This is a genomic window from Streptomyces sp. NBRC 109706, assembly GCF_000974485.1.
Taxonomy (GTDB): domain Bacteria; phylum Actinomycetota; class Actinomycetes; order Streptomycetales; family Streptomycetaceae; genus Streptomyces.
Genome location: NZ_BBOM01000004.1, coordinates 188,520 through 203,429, shown reverse-complemented (window position 1 = coordinate 203,429; position 14,910 = coordinate 188,520). Strand labels below are relative to the sequence as shown.

Sequence of the window (14,910 nt, the reverse complement as noted above, 5' to 3'; positions counted from 1 at the left end):
CGGGGGCCGAGTTCCGGAACATCGGAAGCGGTGAAGCACTGGCCAGATGCGTTGTTCGAGTTCAACGGCCCGTGGCCGAACAACATCGGCATGACCTGGTACGGTGCACCGGGTTGGACGTTAGTTGACGTGGCGTTACGCTGCGCAAACGACATTTTCACTGTAGCAACCGGACATTGCACACATCCTGCTTTGGATGTCCCTCATCGCTATCATCGTTCCGCCGCCCCCGAGGAATCAGATGTCAGGCATACGCGACCGACGCAGAGATCCCAGAACATCGCGTAGATCTCTTCGGATATCGCTCGTTCTGCCGGTCCTCATCGCCGCACTCACCCTCACCGTTCTGTGGGGTTGGGCGGGCAGCGCCCTGGTCTCGGAGAGTTTCAAGCTCAGCGCTGACGCCGACCGCGCCGAATCGATCGGGCCCCCGACCCACGATCTGATCACCGCCCTTCAGAACGAACGCCGCCTGACCGCCGCCTGGCAGACCGACGGCGACAGCGGCTCCCATGAGGCCCTGGAAGAGGCCAGGACAGCCACGGCCGACGCCACCCAACGCTTCCGGAGCGCCCGCTCAGGGCTGGACTCCGCCAGCGCCACCATTCGAAGCCTGGCCGGCCAGTTCGACGGCTCGCTCGTCGAACTCTCGCCGCAGCGCGAGGCGATCGACAGCGGCGAACTTGCCGGACTGGCGCCGTACCAGTGGTTCACCGGCGCCATCGGCGAGGCCATCACCCTGATGGGCGCCGCGGCCAGGATCGACGACGCGGAGCTGGCCTACCAGGCCATCGCCGTCACCGAACTGGCCCGCGGCTCCGAGGCCGCCTCCCGACAGGACGCCCTGTTGTACCTGTCGGAGGGTGACGACGCCGAGAGCGAGGCCGTCGTCCAGGCATATGCCCAGGCGTTGGCCCTGCAGCACCAGGCCCGTACCGGGATGGACCCGACGGATCTGCCGTCGAGCCAGATCGGCGCCTTCGAGAACCTTGTCAAGAGCCAGCAGCTCGGCATGCTGATCGCCGTCGAGTCGCTCGGTGGCGGCGGGGTCACCGTGCTGCCGACCAACCACACCGCCTGGCGCGAGGCCGCCGACATGATCGGCGCAGAGCTGCACACGCTGAGCGGCAACACGCTGGACAGCATTGTCGACAGCGCGTCCTCGCGCAGCACCCGGCTGCTCATCGGCGCGATCGTGGGCACCATCCTGGTCCTCGCGGCGCTCGTCTGGGCCGTCTTCCTGAGCATCCGCTATACCCAGTCCCTGCTGCGTCGGGTCTCCGCGCTGCGTTCCGACACCAAGGAGCTGACCGAGACCACCCTGCCGGAGCTGATCGAACAGCTCGGTCGGGTGGCACAGGCCAAACTGCCGGGATCGGAGAGCGACGAGGAGAAGGCGAAGGCATACGGCGACGACGAGTTGGGGCAGCTGGCCAAGGCGTTCCAGCAGCAGCGCCAGCAGGTCCTGGAGACCGTCGTCCAGCAGGCCAGGCGCCGTGAGGGATCCGAGACCGTCTTCCTCGGTCTGGCCCGCCGCACCCAGATCCTGATCAACCGGATCATCCCCAAGCTGGACAAGCTGGAGCGCGAGCAGCAGGACTCCCGGCTGCTCAAGGAGATCTTCGCGGTCGACCACCTCGCCACCCGCGTCCGTCGCCACACCGAGAACCTGCTGATCCTCGGCGGCGCCGTGCCAGGCCGTCGCTGGGGTGAGCCGGTCCCCGTCTACGAGGTGATGCGGAGCGCGATCTCCGAGACCGAGGACTACAGCAGGGTGGACGCCCCGCCCGCGCCCCGGGTCTCGCTGACCGGCCGCGCCGTGGCCGACGTGGTCCACCTGCTCGCCGAACTCATCGAGAACGGCACCTCGTTCTCCCCGCCGGACACCAAGGTCTCGGTCAACGCCCAGATGGTGGCCAGGGGCCGGGTCGCGGTGGAGATCATCGACCGGGGTCTCGGCATGGCCGAGGCCGAGTACGCCCGGCTCAACCAACTCCTCGCCGATCCGCCCAAGCTGGACATGATGGCGTTGGGCGAGGCCCCCCGCCTCGGCCTCTTCGTGGTCGCCCGGCTCGCCAGGCGGCACGGACTGGAAGTGGTGCTGCGCTCCTCGCCCTACGGCGGCACGCTCGCCGTGGTGCTGATCCCCAACGAGCTGTTGGAGGAGGGCAACACCTCGGTCCTCTCCGGGATCGTGTCCGACGCCCAGGCCGCCAAGAACGCCGCCGCCGAGCTGGAGACCACCCAGCCGTTCAACGCCCTGCCCGGCGCCACCAAGGAACGGCAGTCGATCGGCAGCGGCCTGGACCCGGCCCCCGCCCTCGGGGACGAGCGCCCGGCGTTCGACGAGCGGGACCTCGCCCGCGCCGAGGACCGCGAGTCCGCCGATCCGCACCACGAGCCCGCGCACGCGACGGGCGGCGAGCACGAGTTCGCCGGCCGCGAGCAGGGCGTCCCTCCCCAGCAGGATTCCATGGCGAGCCTGTCCCAGGGTTCGCTCGTCGAAACGGAGGCACTGCCCCACCCGCCCGCCGTCTACGACGAAAGCGGATACCCCGCCTACGGAGGTGCCGGCCTGTTGCCCAGCACGCCCAACCCCCCGGAGTCACGATCGGGGGCCACCGCCTCCTCGTCCGCCCCGGGTCAGTCCCCCGTCAACTCCCCCACGTCCCCCACCTCCCGTACCTCCGACACCGGTGGCTCGACACCACGCCGCCAACGCTCCTCTGGTCCCCCCACGCGAACGGTCCCGTCCGGCTCCTCGATCGACAAGACCGTCGAGAGAGCGGAAGATATGCCCCGTGCACATGCGGACATCACATCCCCCGCCCCCGACGGGCCGTCACAGGCCGGTGACGGAGCCAACGCGCCTCTGAAGCTCCCCGTGCGCGTTCGAGGCGAACGCCTGGCGGAACAGCTTCGCAAGGAGGCGCACCTGCGCCCCGGGCAGGACGACGAATCGTCCCGTCCGCTCTCCCCCGGTCGGGCAGGCGCCACCATGGCGGCCATCCAGTCGGGAAACAAACGCGCCCGCGCCACACCGTCCGCACCCTCTGCCGAAGGACATGACCCGCAGGCGCAACCCGCCGGATATGACGCCGATGCGGAAGGAACTGCGAGGAAGGATCAGCGATGACCGACCAGACCCATGCCAGTGCCCACCTGGGCTGGCTCCTGGACAACCTGGTGGCCGGGGTGCCCGAGGTTCACCATGCGATCGTGCTGTCCCAGGACGGGCTGCCACTCGCGCGGTCCTCCGCGCTGGGCCGGGACGACGCCGAGCACCTTTCGGCCGTCGCCTCCGGGCTCCAGAGCCTCTCCCGTGGCGCTTCGCTCCGCTTCCAGGGCGGCTCGGTGCGGCAGACCGTCATCGAGATGGACAACGCCTTCCTCTTCGTCACCAACGCGGGCCAGCGGGCCCAGTTGGCGGTGCTCACCTCGGACCAGGTGGACGCGGGGATGGCCGCCTACGAGATGACGCGCATCGTGCAGCAGGTCGGCGAGTACCTCAGCGCCGCCCCGCGCACGGAACCCTCGTCCGCGACGGCTTCGGGACACTAATTCGGTGACGGTCAGGAAGAAAGCATCGTGGTTCGACGAGGAGTCCGGATACCTCGTCCGCCCCTACGCCATCTCCGGGGGCCGTACCTCACCAGACGGATCTGAATTCGCCCTGATCACCCTGGTGGTCTCCATGCCGGCCTCGCACAGCCACGACAGGCGCCGCGAACAACCGGAGTTGACCGCCATCCTCGATCTATGTCAGGAACGCCCACTGGCGATCGTCGAAATCGCGGCGCGGCTTGACCTGCCGGCCAGTGTGGTGAAAGTGCTTTGCGGGGACCTGCTCGACAAATCCATGATCTCTATCAAAAAGCCGAGTCATGAGGCGACAGCCCCCAGTGTGGAACTACTGGAGAGGGTCATCAATGGAATCCGCAGGCTATAGCCAGCCGGGGGGATCGTCGCTGGCCATGCCAACGGCCCTGAAAATCCTGGTCGCTGGCGGCTTTGGGGTGGGCAAGACCACCATGATCGGCTCGGTCAGCGAGGTTCCCCCGCTGGAGACCGAGGAGTACATGACACAGGCGAGCGTCGGCGTGGACGACCTCGCCCAGATCCCGGAGAAGACCACCACCACGGTGGCCATGGACTTCGGCCGGATCACGCTGGACGCCGAGCATGTGCTCTACCTCTTCGGCACGCCGGGGCAGGAACGTTTCTGGTTCATGTGGGACGATCTCGCCGCCGGGGCGCTGGGGGCGGTCGTGCTGACCGACCCACGCCGGCTGGCGGACAGCTTCGCCTCCGTCGACTTCTTCGAACAGCGACGCATCCCCTTCGCCATCGGCATCAACTGCTTCTACGGCCGCACCGAGGTCACAGCGGCGGAGGTCAACGCCGCGCTGAACCTGCGGAATCCCGCCCCCGTCGTCATGTGTGACGTGCGGCAACGCGATTCCAGCAAGACGGTTCTGCTGGCGCTCCTGGAATCGGCGAAGGCGGTCGCCATCGGCTGATCCACGCACGGAGAACACCGGCTGGTACGAAACCGGGGGGCGCGCCCAGTGCTGGGCGCGCCCCCCGGTGCCATGCGGTGGCCTACGGCTTGCGGGCCACGCCCGCCCACATGGAGACGGCGGCATGGGTGGCCTCGGCCGGCACCGGGCCGTCCGGGCGCCAGTCCTGCGGCGGAACGAGGCCCGGCTCGACCAGTTCGAGGCCGTCGAAGAACCGGGCGATCTCCGGTTCGGTCCGCACCTGCCCCATCTGCCCGGTGGCCGCGCGGTCACCGGAGATGATGCGGTCCCAGGTGGGCGGGTCGAAGTCGGACGTCACATGGGTGACCACCAGACAGCTGCCCGACGGCAGGGCGTCGACATACGCGGCGACCAGATCGTGCGCGGTCACCCCCCGCTCGGGGTCGTCCGCGATGTAGTGCAACAGGGCGTTCAGGCAGAGCGCGACCGGCTGGGAGAAGTCCAGCACCGCCCGCATCTCGGCGCTGCCCAGAATGCTCGGCGGATCGAAGAAGTCCGCGTGCAGATAGGCCGTTCGCCCCTCCGGTGTGCCCGTCATCAGGGCCTCGGCATAACGCAGCACGATCAGCCGGTTGTCCGTGTAGACGATCCGCGCGTCGGGCGCCAGACTCTGCGCCGTCTGGTGCAGGTTGGGCTCGGTCGGAATGCCGGTGCCGATATCGAGGAACTGCCGGATGCCGGCTTCCCCGGTGAGCCAGCGCACCGCGCGGTGGATAAAGGCCCGGTTGGCCCGGGCCGCGGTCTTGACGCCCGGCCATATTCCGGCGACGAACTGGCCGGCCTGCTCGTCGGCCGGATAGGAGGTCTTGCCATCCAGGAACCAGTCGTAGACCCGTGCCGGGTCGGGCTTGTTCGGGTCGATTTGTTCCTCAAGCAACGGCTTTTTCCTCCCAGTTGGCTATCCACTCGGTGATCGGCAGGCTGTCGCGCACGGAGGCGGCGGAATCCAGCGCCATCAGGTACTGGCGGACGACATCGGGCCGGTCGCTGACCTCGGCGCCGTCCAGCGTACGCAGCAGCACCCGGTCGGCCAGGTCCGCCGCCTGGTAGCGGACCATCTGCACCGGGCCGCAGAGCAGCGCCGAATGCGCGGTGTGCATCGGCATCACCCGGATGGTGAACCGCAACTCCTCGGCGAGTTCCCGCAGATGCTCGAACTGCTCCCGCATGACTGCGGGACCGCCGACCTGTCGGCGCAGCGTCGCCTCCTCCACCAGCGCCCAGACGGAGGGCGGCCTGGGGGTGGTGCGGCGCAGCACGGCCTGCCGGCCGATGAGCAGTTCGAGCCGGCGGTTGATCAGGCGCGCGTCGTCGTCGGGGTGTTGGATGCGCAGCAGCGCCTCCGCGTAGCGCGGGCTCTGCAGCAGCTCCGGCACGGTGGCGGGGGCATAGAGGCGGATGATCTGCGCGTGTTCCTCCAGCGCGAGATAGTCCGCCAGCCAGTCGGGAAGCACCTCCCGATACCCCTCCCACCAGCCGGGACGTCGAGCGCGCGCCACCTCGTCCAGGAGTTCGTCGATGGACTCGGCCTGGCCGTACGCCGTCAGCAGCGGCGCTATCTGGGCCTCCTCCGGCGGGAGATGGCCGCTCTCCAGCCGACGCATCGCCACCGGGGAGATCCGGAGCGCCACCGCGGCCGCGGCCACCGAACAGCCGGCGGCCTCCCGCATGCGGCGGAGCCTGGCCCCGAGGAACAGCTGCGTGGCCGTTGGTCCCGAGCGTCCAGCCGACACGCCATACCCCCCTTCTGCGGGGCTTCTTCGAGTCCCATACGCTGCCGATCGGGTAGGCGGGTACCTACCCACACGAGATGGTGATGTCATTCTGCCACTCGCAGAACGACACAGGCGGCGGTCCGCTCGGAACGCCCCCTCCGGACACGTTGGTTGACGCCGGTTGACGTCACGGGGCCGCTAACCCGGCTCCCCGCCCGATTCCCTCGCCCGCCGCTCGACGTGGTCGTGCACCATCCGCGCGGTGCCGCCCACATCCACCGGCAGGATCGTGACGGCGGTCGAGGGCAGATGCCGCACCGCCCGGGCGATCCGCTCCGCCACATGGGGATGCAGCAGCTTTCCCAGCCTGGTGGTGTAGAGCCGACGCGGCAACAGCATCGTCAACGCGGTCCGGCCGTCGGCCGTCTGCCGCACCGCGACGCGGGTGACCGCCGGGGTGAGCCGCCGGTCCTGGCAGTCGACGATCTCCAGGGGAACGGCGGTGGTCGCGCTGGCCGCCCAGCGGCTCCGCAGCCGTTCGGCCCGCACCGGATCCAAGGCGACATGCACGGCGCGCAGTTCATCGGGGTGCAGGGTGTGGGCATAGCGCAGGGCGCGCAGGGCGGCCAGGTCCAGCGCGTCCACCAGCACCAGCACCACATGGCGGTTCCAGACGGGCTGGTCGGCGCCCTTGCGCTCCACCGTGCCCAACGCGGCCGCCTCCGCCCGGTACTCGTGGTTGATCCTGATCAGCGCCCAGACGCCGAGCGGAAAGACCACCACCACCAGCCAGGCGCCCTCGGTGAACTTGGTCAGCGCGAAGATCCCGACCACCGCGCAGGACACCACCGCCGCCAGCGCGTTGCCGGCCAGCTTGAGCCGGAAGTACCGGCCGCGCTCCCGCCAGTGGTGCACGGTGAGTCCGGCGCCGGCCATGGCGAACCCGGTGAAGACCCCGATGGCGTAGAGCGCCACAAGACGCTCCACCTGCGCCCGGGTGACCAGCAGCAGCACCACGGAGACCACCGTCAGCGCGATGATCCCGGTGGAGAACGCCAGCCGTTGCCCCCGCCGGGTCAGCCGTTCGGGGAGAAACCGGTCCTCGGCGACGAAGTCGGCCAGGAACGGGAAGCCGGAGAACGAGGTGTTGGCCCCGGTGAACAGGATCGCCGCCGTGGCCACCTGCACGAAGAGCAGGCCCGCGAGGCCCAACACGCCGTCCCCGAAGACCAGATGGGCCTCCTGCGCGATGACCGTCGGGCTGCCGTCCCGGTACGGCACGGTGTGGGTGACGGATGCCAGCCAGGCCACCGTGAGAATCATCCCGGCCAGCAGCACGCTCATGGTGAGCAACGTCCTGCGGGCGTTGACCCCGCGCGGCTCGCGGAAGACCGAGACGCTGTTCGAGACCGCCTCAAGCCCGGTCAGCGAGGCCCCGCCGTTGGCGAACGCGCGCAGGACCACGAAGACCGTCGCCCCGTAGAGCAACCCGTCCCCCGAGGTGCCCAACTCCAGTGCGCCGTCGGCATGCACGTCGGCCCGGGGCATGGTGTCGGTGGCCAGCCGCCAGAGCCCGGCCAGCAACATCAGGGAGACGGCGGCGATGAACAGATAGGCGGGCACGGCGAAGATCCGACCGGCCTGCCGTACGCCCCGGAGATTGCCATAGGCCAACAGCAGCACGATCAGCACCGTCACCGGCACCTTGAACCCGTCGATCGCCGACCAGCCGTCCCCCATCAGATGAACCAACGAGAACAACGCATCGGCGCCGGCCGCGGCCTGGACCGCGACCGTCACCACATAGTCGACGAGCAGCGCCACCGAGGCGATCTGCGCGATCCTGGGGCCGAAGTTCTCCTTCGCCACCACATAGCTGCCGCCGGCCCTGGTGTAGCTGACCACCACATCGCTGTAGGTGAGGGTCAGCACCAGCAGGACCAGCAGCAGCGCCCCCGTCAGCGGCAGCAGCAGACTGAAAGCGGCGGTGCCGACCACCGGCACCAGCACCCGCAGCATCTGCTCCCCGCCGTAGGCGGTGGACGACAGCCCGTCCGAGGCGAGCACCCCCAGCGCCGTCCGGTTGGAAAGCGTCTCCCGCCGCAGCTCGCTGTCCCGCAACGGCGGCCCCAACACGGCGTCCTTGAACCGTAGCCACGCCGTCCGCTCCCGCCCCGCCGCACTGTCACCGCTGGTCATGGAGCCATGACAGACCACCCCACGACACCATCCGGGTAAGGCACTCCGAACCGTCCACGAACGGCCGCGCGGGGTCACGTCCGGCGGATGCCGTCTCCCGCCTCCGGGTTATGTCGGGAGGATCGGGAGGATGACGCGGCGGCCGGTGGGGGTGCCGCCGGTCTCGGCCGCGCGGTGTTCGTCGGCGATGGCGGAGAGCGGGCGCGTCTCCACCCGGCGGGACGCCAACGCGCCGCGCGCCAGCAGCCGGTTGACGGCCGTCGCGGCGTCGGCCAGCTCGGGCACGGTCGCGTGCGAGATGACAAAGCCGCGCAGCGACAGGTCCCGCTGGTAGAACGGGCCGACCGGCAGCGGCGGCCGACGGTCGGGCCCGGCCAGCAGCACCAGTCGGCCGCGCGGCGCCAGCCGGTCGACGGCCCAGGACAGCTCCGTGTGGCCCGAGGCGTCCACCAGCAGCGGCACCCCGTCGGGCGCGGCGCGCGCCAGCCGGGCGGTCAGCTCCGGGTCGCGGTAGTCGAGGACCACGGCCGCGCCCAGGTCGCGGCAGTGGTCGGCGTCCTCGTCGCGCGCCAGGGCCAGCACCCGCGCCCCCGCCTCGGCGGCGAACGTGACGGCGGCGCCGCCCACGTTCCCCGCCGCGCCGGAGACCAGCACCGTTTCGCCGGCGCGCAGCCGTCCGTGGCGGAAGAGCGCAAGCCAGGCCGTGGCGCCCGGGTGCAGCACGGTGACGGCCGTGGTGGGGCTGGTCTCGGCCGGCAGTCGGTAGAGGCGGTCGGCCGGCACCACCGCGTACTGGCCCGCCGCGCCCTGCCGACCGCCGTGCCCCAGGCTGTTGGTCCACACCGGCTCGCCGGGGGCGAACCCGGTGCCGGGCCCGGCCTCGGCGACCGTGCCCACCGCGTCCCTGCCGAGCACCAGCGGCAGCGGCGCCGGCGTCGGGAAGGCACCCGAACGCACCAGCGCGTCCACCGGGTTGACGGTGGTCAGGGCCACCCGGACGAGGACATCCGTCGGTCCGGGGACCGGCTTGGGCAGCAGGCCGAGCCGGATCTCCTCCGGCGGGCCGAGGCGTTCCACAAAGGCCGCTTCCATGCCGTCGATGCTGCCACCGGGCGGCGCCGTCGACTCGCGGGGCGAGGTCAACCAGGTGATGATCCCCTCATCTGTCAGATAACCGGACAACCCGGAGCGACCGATCGGAAGGACCCGGCATGGGCGTGCGGACCTGGATTCAGGACTGGCCGGTCTACCGGCAGCTGGCCGGACAGGACCCACGCGGCTCGGCGGCCCGTTCCCGGGTGACCAACGAGCTGCGGCCCCGCACCGCCGGCGCCGACCGGGTGGTGGACTCCATCTGCCCCTACTGCGCGGTCGGTTGCGGCCAGCGGATCTATGTGCAGGACGAGCGGATCACCCAGATCGAGGGCGATCCCGCCTCGCCGATCAGCCGCGGCCGGCTCTGTCCCAAGGGGGCCGCCACCCGGCAGCTGGTCACCGGCGAGACCCGGCAGCACGGGGTGCTCTACCGGGCGCCGCACGCCACCGACTGGCAGCCGCTCGACCTGGACACGGCCATGGACATGATCGCCGACCGAGTGATCGAGACCCGCCGCGCCACCTGGGCCTGGGAGCGGGACGGACGGTATGTCGCGCATACCCTCGGCATCGCCAGCCTGGGCGGCGCCGTCCTCGACAACGAGGAGAACTACCTGCTCAAGAAGCTCTTCACCGGCCTCGGCATCGTCTCAGTCGAGAACCAGGCGCGGGTCTGCCACAGCTCGACGGTCGCCGGGCTCGGCACCTCGTTCGGCCGGGGCGGCGCCACCACCTTCATGCAGGACCTGCAGAACGCCGACTGCGTGGTGATCCAGGGCTCCAACTTCGCCGAATGCCACCCCGTGGGCTTCCAGTGGGTCATGGAGGCCAAGGCACGCGGCGCCACCGTCATCCATGTGGACCCCAGGTTCACCCGCACCAGCGCCCTGGCCGATCTCCATGTGCCGCTGCGCGCCGGCAGCGATATCGCGTTCCTCGGCGGCCTGATCCGCCATGTGCTGGAGGAGGAGAAGGACTTCAGGGAGTACGTCCTCGCCTACACCAACGCGGCCACCCTGGTGAGCGACGACTACCGGGACACCGAGGAGTTGGACGGGCTGTTCTCCGGGCTCGACCCGGAGCAGGGCGTCTACGACCCCGCCAGCTGGGCCTACCGGGGCAGCCCCGTCCGCGCCCCCGCCGGCAGCCCCGACGCCCAGCCGAGCGAGGAGCTGCTGCAGGAGCACCGCGCCGGCGGCGCCGAATCCCACGGCTCAGGCGGCCACGATGTGCCCACCTCGCCCGAACGCGACGAGACGCTGACCGATCCGCGCTGCGTCTACCAGATCCTGCGCCGCCACTACGCCCGCTACACCCCCGAACTGGTGGAACGCGTCTGCGGAATCTCCAGGGACGTCTTCGCCCAGGTCGCCGACGCGCTGACCCGGAACTCCGGGCCCGAGCGCACCAGCGCGTTCTGCTACGCCGTGGGCTGGACCCAACACACCGTCGGCGCCCAGTACATCCGCGCCGCCAGCGTGCTGCAGCTGCTGCTGGGCAACATCGGCCGGCCCGGCGGCGGCATCCAGGCGCTGCGCGGCCATGCCAGCATCCAGGGATCGAGCGATATCCCCACCCTGTTCAACCTGCTGCCCGGCTATCTCCCGATGCCGCACGCCATGAACCACCCGGACCTGGACACGTTCGTCGAGTCCGTGCGCACCCACAAGGGGTTCTGGGCCGAGAGCCGCGCCTATCTGGTCAGCCTGCTCAGGGCGTACTACGGCGAGGCGGCCACCGCCGAGAACGACTTCTGCTTCGACCACCTGCCCCGGATCACCGGCTCCCACAGCACCTACGACACGGTGTTCGCCCAGCTCGACGGCGACTGCAAGGGCTACTTCCTGCTCGGCGAGAACCCGGCCGTCGGCTCGGCCAACGCCCGGCTGCAGCGGCTCGGCATGGCCAACCTCGACTGGCTGGTGGTCCGCGACTTCAACCTGATCGAGTCGGCCACCTGGTGGCGCGACGGGCCCGAGGTCGAGAACGGCGAGCTGGTCCCGGCGGAGAACGCCACCGAGGTGTTCTTCCTGCCGGCCGCCGCCCACACCGAGAAGTCCGGCTCGTTCACCAACACCAACCGCTGGCTCCAGTGGCACCACGCGGCCGTCGAACCACCGGGCGACGCGCGCAGCGAGCTGTGGTTCGCCTACCACCTCGGCGCCCGCATCCGGGCGAAGCTCGCCGACTCGACCGACCCGGCCGACCGGCACATCCTCGATCTGGCCTGGGACTATCCGCTCTCCGGCCCCCACCGGGAGCCGGTTCCCGAGGCGGTGCTCGCCGAGATCAACGGACGCGGCCCCGACGGCCGGCCGCTCTCCGCCTACACCGAACTCCGCGACGACGGCAGCACCTCCTGCGGCTGCTGGATCTACTGCGGCGTATACGCGGACGGCGTCAACCAGGCCGCGCGCCGCAAGCCGCACCAGCAACAGGACTGGGTGGCCGCCGAATGGGCCTGGAGCTGGCCGGCCAACCGCCGCATCCTCTACAACCGCGCCTCGGCCGCCCCGGACGGCCGGCCGTGGAGCGAACGCAAGGCGTATGTCTGGTGGGACGAGGACGCCGCCCGCTGGACCGGACACGACAACCCGGACTTCGTCCCCGACCTGCGCCCCGACCATGTGCCGGACGGCGACGCCGACGGCGTCGCGGCACTGCGCGGCGACGACGCGTTCATCATGCAGGGCGACGGCAAGGGCTGGCTCTTCGCGCCCGCCGGGCTCACCGACGGCCCGCTGCCCAGCCACTACGAACCGCAGGACTCCCCGTTCGGCAACCCGCTGCACCCCGAACACCCGCGCAATCCGGTGCGGTTGACGTATCCGAGGCCGGGCAACGAGTACCACCCATCGGGCGAGGAACCGGGCGCCGGCGTCTTCCCGTTCGTGGTGACGACCTACCGGCTGACGGAGCACTTCACCGCCGGCGGAATGACCCGCTGGTCGCCCTATCTCGCCGAGCTGCAACCGGAGTTCTTCTGCGAGGTGTCGCCCGAACTGGCTGGCGAACGCGGGCTGGAACACGGCGGCTGGGCCACCGTGGTCACCCTGCGCGGCGCGGTCGAGGCGCGCGTCCTGGTGACCACCCGGCTGGCGCCGCTGCGCGCCGAGGGACGCACCGTGCACCAGATCGGGCTGCCCTACCACTGGGGCCCCAACGGCTACGCCACCGGCGACGCGGCCAACGAGCTGGTCGCGATCGTCCTCGACCCCAACGCCCATATCCAGGAGGACAAGGCGCTCTCCGCCGACATCCGTCCCGGACGCCGCCCACGCGGCCCCGAACTGCGCACCCTGCTGGCCGACTACCGACGCCGCGCCGGCGCCACCGAGACGACAGGCACGGAGGTCTGAACGTTGCTGCCCGAACTCCCAGGAACGGAGCGGATGGGGTTCTTCACCGACACCTCCGTCTGCATCGGCTGCAAGGCATGCGAGGTGGCCTGCAAGGAGTGGAACCTCGTCCCCGAGGACGGCCTGGAACTCACCGCCATGAGCTATGACAACACCGGCTCGCTCGGCGCCTCCACCTGGCGCCATGTGGCCTTCGTCGAACAGAACAAGCCACTCGGCGGTCAACAGGCGCATCAACCCCACGAGGATCTGGACGTGTTGGCGCTCGCCGCCCAGGGCTCGGCGACGCCGGTCGCCGACGCCGCGATCACCCCCACCACTCCGGGCACCCCCACCCCGGACGGACGCACCGAACTGCGCTGGCTGATGGCATCGGACGTCTGCAAACACTGCACCCATGCCGCGTGTCTGGACGTCTGCCCCACCGGCGCGCTGTTCCGTACCGAGTTCGGCACCGTGGTCGTCCAACAGGACGTCTGCAACGGCTGCGGCTACTGCGTGCCGGCCTGCCCCTACGGGGTGATCGAACAGCGCGAGGGCGACGGCCGCGCCTGGAAGTGCACCCTCTGCTACGACCGGCTCGGCGCCGGACAGGAACCGGCCTGCGCCAAGGCGTGCCCCACCGACTCCATCCAGTTCGGCCCGCTCGACGAGCTGCGCGAACGCGCCGCCGAAAGGCTGGCCCGACTCCATGAGACGGGCGTGCCCGACGCCCGGCTCTACGGTGCCGACCCGGACGACGGCGTCGGCGGGAACGGGGCGTTCTTCCTGCTCCTCGACGAACCCGAGGTCTACGGTCTGCCGCCCGACCCGCAGGTCACCACCCGTGACCTGCCCCGCATGTGGCGGCACGCCGGAGCGGCCGCCCTCACCCTGCTCGGCGGCGTGGCCGCCGTCTGCACCCTGACCCACCGGAGGTCGCGATGAGCGAGGCACGCGTCACCAGACACGGTCTTGAGGGCGAACGCCCGGGCCGGGACGCCCTGTTCGGCAACGGACTCGACGGGCACGCCGGCTCGACCGCCGCGGGCAGGCGCCGTGGCGGCGAGCGACGGATGGTGCCACAGGCCGAGTTCAGCTCCTACTACGGCCGTCCGGTGCTCAAGATCCCGGCCTGGGAGGCCAAGGACATCGCCGGCTACCTCTTCTTCGGCGGGCTGGCCGGCGCCGGCTCAACGCTGGCGGCGGCGGCCCAGTTCACCGGGCATCCCGCCACCGCCCGCGCCATGAAACTCAGCTCACTGGGCGCGATCTCCCTCTCCACGGTGGCCCTGGTCCACGATCTGGGCCGCCCCGAACGGTTCCTCAACATGCTGCGGGTCGCCAAGCCCACCTCCCCGATGAGCGTGGGCTCCTGGATCCTCGCCGGCTACGGTCCGGCCGCCGGACTCGCGGCCGCCGGCGCCGTCACCGGCCTGCTGCCCCGCGTCGGCACCGCCGCCACCCTCGCCGCCGGCGCCATCGGCCCGACCGTCGCCGCCTACACCGGGGTGCTGCTGGGCAACACCGCCGTACCGGCCTGGCACGAGGGCCACCGCGAACTCCCGTACCTCTTTGTCGCCTCGGCCGCGACCGCGGCGGCCGGCATGGCCCTGCTGGCCGGCCCGCGCACCGAGAACCGCCCGGCCCGCCGCCTCGCCGCGCTGGCCACGGGCGCCGAACTGATCGCGCTGCGCTCCCTGGTCACCAGCGCCGGCATCGCCGGCGAGACCTACCAACAGGGCCGCCCGGGCCGCCTGTTGACCACCGCCAAACGCCTCGCCCTGCTCGGCACGGCCGGCGCGACCCTCTTCGCGGGCCGCAACCGCCCCGCCGCCGCCCTCAGCGGCGCCGCCCTCCTCGCCGCCTCGGCCGCCACCCGCTTCGCCGTCTTCCACGCCGGCCTGGCCTCCGCCCGCGACCCCAAGTACACCGTGCTTCCCCAGCGGTTGCGCCTGCGCGCGAAGGCCGAGAACGGCCGGTCCAACGAGTAGCGCCTCCTCCACGGGGAGGAGGCGTCTC

11 protein-coding genes are annotated in these 14,910 nt (G+C 70.8%); 7 read left to right on the top strand and 4 right to left on the bottom strand.

The genetic code is table 11. From position 1 onward, the window contains the following. Positions 1-241: 241 nt before the first annotated feature. The 4 genes from AOM46_RS00865 to AOM46_RS00850 are packed head-to-tail and all read left to right on the top strand — an operon-like array spanning position 242 to position 4,520. Positions 242-3,136 carry a nitrate- and nitrite sensing domain-containing protein gene (locus AOM46_RS00865; RefSeq protein ID WP_062204101.1) on the top strand — a complete coding sequence of 965 codons (2,895 nt, stop codon included), beginning with the start codon at positions 242-244 and terminating at the stop codon, positions 3,134-3,136. Beyond that, positions 3,133-3,561 (top strand): roadblock/LC7 domain-containing protein, encoded by a 429-nt coding sequence (locus AOM46_RS00860; RefSeq protein WP_062204098.1) that lies wholly within the window; start codon positions 3,133-3,135, stop codon positions 3,559-3,561. Before AOM46_RS00865 ends, AOM46_RS00860 begins: the two co-directional genes overlap by 4 nt. A gap of 4 nt (positions 3,562-3,565) precedes the next feature. Then, positions 3,566-3,949 carry a DUF742 domain-containing protein gene (locus AOM46_RS00855; RefSeq protein WP_062204095.1) on the top strand — a complete coding sequence of 128 codons (384 nt, stop codon included), beginning with the start codon at positions 3,566-3,568 and terminating at the stop codon, positions 3,947-3,949. Between the two features lie 25 nt (positions 3,950-3,974). Beyond that, on the top strand, positions 3,975-4,520 hold the full coding sequence (locus AOM46_RS00850) for an ATP/GTP-binding protein (protein ID WP_062204092.1): 546 nt from the start codon (positions 3,975-3,977) through the stop codon (positions 4,518-4,520). 82 nt (positions 4,521-4,602) lie between these two features. On the opposite strand, the gene AOM46_RS00845 is transcribed toward AOM46_RS00850, so the two are convergent. The 4 genes from AOM46_RS00845 to AOM46_RS00830 all read right to left on the bottom strand — a co-directional run bounded on the left by AOM46_RS00845 (position 4,603) and on the right by AOM46_RS00830 (position 9,547). Then, positions 4,603-5,418 carry an SAM-dependent methyltransferase gene (locus AOM46_RS00845; protein WP_062204089.1) on the bottom strand — a complete coding sequence of 272 codons (816 nt, stop codon included), beginning with the start codon at positions 5,416-5,418 and terminating at the stop codon, positions 4,603-4,605. Next, the gene (locus tag AOM46_RS00840) at positions 5,411-6,364 is read right to left on the bottom strand and encodes a DUF5753 domain-containing protein (RefSeq protein WP_078856351.1); all 954 of its coding nucleotides are present in this window, start codon (positions 6,362-6,364) and stop codon (positions 5,411-5,413) included. The genes AOM46_RS00845 and AOM46_RS00840 overlap by 8 nt, the downstream gene beginning before the upstream one ends. A gap of 90 nt (positions 6,365-6,454) precedes the next feature. Continuing rightward, entirely contained in the window at positions 6,455-8,455 is a 2,001-nt protein-coding gene (locus AOM46_RS00835) for an APC family permease (RefSeq protein ID WP_062204084.1), read from the bottom strand. Positions 8,456-8,563: 108 nt separating this feature from the next. Continuing rightward, positions 8,564-9,547, bottom strand: coding sequence for an NADPH:quinone reductase (locus tag AOM46_RS00830; RefSeq protein WP_062206195.1), 984 nt, complete (start codon positions 9,545-9,547; stop codon positions 8,564-8,566). Between the two features lie 119 nt (positions 9,548-9,666). Here AOM46_RS00830 and fdh point away from each other — a divergent pair, with 119 nt between their 5' ends. From fdh to nrfD, 3 genes are read left to right on the top strand one after another with little or no spacing between them, the layout of a single operon-like run. Then, a complete protein-coding gene (fdh, locus tag AOM46_RS00825; protein WP_062204080.1) occupies positions 9,667-12,909 on the top strand; it encodes a formate dehydrogenase in 3,243 nt (1,080 codons plus the stop codon). Between the two features lie 33 nt (positions 12,910-12,942). Next, positions 12,943-13,836, top strand: coding sequence for a 4Fe-4S dicluster domain-containing protein (locus AOM46_RS00820; RefSeq protein ID WP_062204077.1), 894 nt, complete (start codon positions 12,943-12,945; stop codon positions 13,834-13,836). Next, positions 13,833-14,882 (top strand): NrfD/PsrC family molybdoenzyme membrane anchor subunit, encoded by a 1,050-nt coding sequence (gene nrfD / locus AOM46_RS00815; RefSeq protein ID WP_062204074.1) that lies wholly within the window; start codon positions 13,833-13,835, stop codon positions 14,880-14,882. Before AOM46_RS00820 ends, nrfD begins: the two co-directional genes overlap by 4 nt. Positions 14,883-14,910 lie beyond the last annotated feature (28 nt).

Excerpts from the sequence above, each read along its gene's own strand:
- AOM46_RS00860 (WP_062204098.1), top strand. The coding sequence starts at position 3,133 with ATGACCGACCAGACCCATGCCAGTGCCCACCTGGGCTGGCTCCTGGAC.
- AOM46_RS00840 (WP_078856351.1), bottom strand. The coding sequence starts at position 6,364 with ATGACATCACCATCTCGTGTGGGTAGGTACCCGCCTACCCGATCGGCA.
- AOM46_RS00835 (WP_062204084.1), bottom strand. The coding sequence starts at position 8,455 with ATGACCAGCGGTGACAGTGCGGCGGGGCGGGAGCGGACGGCGTGGCTA.
- AOM46_RS00820 (WP_062204077.1), top strand. The coding sequence starts at position 12,943 with ATGGGGTTCTTCACCGACACCTCCGTCTGCATCGGCTGCAAGGCATGC.
- nrfD (WP_062204074.1), top strand. The coding sequence starts at position 13,833 with ATGAGCGAGGCACGCGTCACCAGACACGGTCTTGAGGGCGAACGCCCG.
- AOM46_RS00865 (WP_062204101.1), top strand. The coding sequence starts at position 242 with ATGTCAGGCATACGCGACCGACGCAGAGATCCCAGAACATCGCGTAGA.
- fdh (WP_062204080.1), top strand. The coding sequence starts at position 9,667 with ATGGGCGTGCGGACCTGGATTCAGGACTGGCCGGTCTACCGGCAGCTG.
- AOM46_RS00830 (WP_062206195.1), bottom strand. The coding sequence starts at position 9,547 with ATGGAAGCGGCCTTTGTGGAACGCCTCGGCCCGCCGGAGGAGATCCGG.
- AOM46_RS00850 (WP_062204092.1), top strand. The coding sequence starts at position 3,975 with ATGCCAACGGCCCTGAAAATCCTGGTCGCTGGCGGCTTTGGGGTGGGC.